General features: G+C 57.3%; 2 protein-coding genes. One reads left to right on the forward strand and one right to left on the reverse strand.

Features of this window, described 5'->3' with window-relative positions:
* The first annotated feature begins 102 nt into the window (after positions 1–102).
* Positions 103–729 (forward strand): MBL fold metallo-hydrolase, encoded by a 627-nt coding sequence (locus WA354_RS21730; protein ID WP_472815114.1) that lies wholly within the window; start codon positions 103–105, stop codon positions 727–729.
* A gap of 4 nt (positions 730–733) precedes the next feature.
* Here WA354_RS21730 and WA354_RS21735 read toward each other — a convergent pair whose 3' ends face one another.
* Positions 734–1,963 carry a pyridoxal phosphate-dependent aminotransferase gene (locus WA354_RS21735; protein WP_472815115.1) on the reverse strand — a complete coding sequence of 410 codons (1,230 nt, stop codon included), beginning with the start codon at positions 1,961–1,963 and terminating at the stop codon, positions 734–736.
* Between the last annotated feature and the right edge of the window lie 586 nt (positions 1,964–2,549).

Raw genomic sequence — 2,549 nt, forward strand, 5'->3', positions numbered from 1 at the left:
GTGCTGCAGGGCATCAAAGCTCCTCCGGCGAAGAGCGCACCCGCTACCCCAGGCCAGAAATAGAATTCAGGGTCGGGCTTTCGCCCCGGCCTGCGATCGCGCATGATCCACGAAATCCTCCCAGTAGGGCCACTGCAGTGCAATTGCTCCGTAATTGGGGACGAGACCACGCACGAAGCGATGGTCATCGATCCTGGCGACGACATCGAAGACGTTCTCGGCTTGATCAGCAAGCATAATCTTCAAGTCAAGCAGATTGTTATTACCCACGCGCATATCGATCATGTGGGTGGGGCCATGAAACTGCGCGCGGCGACTGGCGCGCCGATCCTGCTAAACCAGAATGATCAGGCGCTGCTGAAGATGCTCGACCTGCAGGCGCAGTGGGTTGGCATGCGGTCGCCAGGAAAAGTGGAGATCGAGGCCAGTCTGGGGCAGGCCGACACGCTAACGGCAGGTACGCTCAGCGCGAGCGTCCTGCATACTCCCGGGCACACCGAGGGCAGCATCTGTATTTACTTTCCGGCGGAGAAGAAACTGATTGCGGGAGACACGCTGTTTGCCGGGAGCATTGGCCGCACCGATCTGCCCGGAGGATCGTTCGACAAGATCATTCAATCCTTGCACGGAACCGTGCTGGCGCTGCCAGACGACACCGTGGTTGTTCCGGGACATGGGCCGCTGACCACGATCGGTGAAGAGCGTGAAAGCAATCCGTTTTTAAAGTAGCGCGTTACTCCGGGAACCTCCGCAGCACGCGCTCGCAACCGGAGCGAAAAACGGACGGCGGCGTGATCAGGCTCAGCACCAGATAGCCATCCTGGGGGAAATCATAGAAGTGCCCCGGATGCACGAGCACCGAGTTTTCTTCGAGCAGAGCGATGGCAAGATCTTCGTCCGACTGCGTGGCCGGGACGCGCAGAACCGCATACCATCCGCCTTCGACCTGCAGCCGTTCGCAGGCTTTTTGTTTCTCCAGTTGATGGTCGAGTTCGGCCAGATTCACGCGCACGCGGTCGAGCAGCAACGGATGAATCCATTTTCGCTGGCCAAGCAACGTCGGCGCAGCCCACTGAATGGGCGCGTTCAAAGATAAGTACGTATCCGCAATGACTTCAAGGCGCGCCAACGCCGATGCCAGAATTTCATTAGGACCGCTGGCCGCAACCCACGCCAGCTTCATCTGAGGCAGGCCGCAGATCTTCGAAATGCCGCTGAGAACAAAGGTCAGGACATCCTGATTGCCGGCGAAGGTGTGGTGATCGGATCCGTCGAGTGCAAAATCGAGAAAGACCTCGTCGGCGACAATGGCAAGGCCGTACTCGCAGCAAAACGCATTCAGCTCTTCGCGCTCTTTTTCGCTCACGAATGAGCCGGTAGGGTTGTTGGGATGCACGACAACCACGGCGCGGGTGCGATGGTTCACCGCCTTATACAAAGAGGGGAAGTCGATCTGCCATCCGTGGTCGTAGAGCAGCGGGTAGCCGACCAACTTCACGTCCTGCAGGTCTGCGAGAAATTCAAACAGCGGATAACTCGGCTTAGGCACGAGCAATTCGTCACCCGGATTGCACAGCAGGCGAAAAACGTACGAGTAGCCTTCGCTGGTGCTGGTGGTAAGCACCAGGCTTTCGGCATCGAGTTCGTAAGCATCGTGCTCTTTCTTGTGATAGTCGGCCACGGCCTGCCGCGCCGCAAGCAGGCCCTTGGGCTGAGGATCGTAGTCCATGGCCTCGGGGTGGCTGAGCGACGAGAGGATGGTCTCAGCGTTATAAGATAGCTCGGCTCGCGTGGGATTCGAGACGGTGAGGTCGAGAACTTCCCTGCCCTGGATCGCCAGGCGGCGCTGCGCCTCGGTGAAGCGGTTGGGTTCGAGCTTCCAGTTGGTGCGCAGGGAAAACATCAGGGAACCATCATACCGTTTGGCGGGAGGAGCGATGAGGGTGTGGTTAATGCATGGCATCGCGATTCTTAAACAGTCATCGTCCTTCGTGACTGTGATCAACGAGTCGTGTCGTCTTGTGCCAGCGCCACATATGTAAAAGTAGCGGGAAGAAGGATCCCATACACACGCCGAGTAGCAGACCGCCTAGCAAGATACAAGCCAATTGCAAGAAATACTGCGGAGTTCTGACGTCGGCGTTAATCCAGTTAGCCAATACCAGCATAAGAGACGCAGTCACGCCTGATGCGACACACACCGTACCGTACCGCTGGGGATTGAAGTTTTGTGGCTTCTGCCTAGATGCCACGTACGCGATAGCAATGGCAATTGCGGGACCGCCGACGAAAAGGATCAGCAACTGGAGTGCGCCCGCCAGCCATAGGTGATCTGGGTTCATGGACGAGAGGATACATGAACCGATGCACTTCGGGCATTACGGTCGTTACGGACGATCATAGGATTGACGCAGGACAGCCGAAGCTCGGAGCACCGTGAGTATCTTTTCCTCCAACCCCTGCCTGATTTAATGTTGACGGAGTGAAGCACAAGGCGCCCACTTCGGCCAAGATCATTCTCGGCATTTCGATCTTCATCTTCATTGTGT

The organism is Occallatibacter sp., from assembly GCF_049802275.1.
In the GTDB taxonomy this organism is placed as follows: Bacteria; Acidobacteriota; Terriglobia; order Terriglobales; family Acidobacteriaceae; genus Telmatobacter.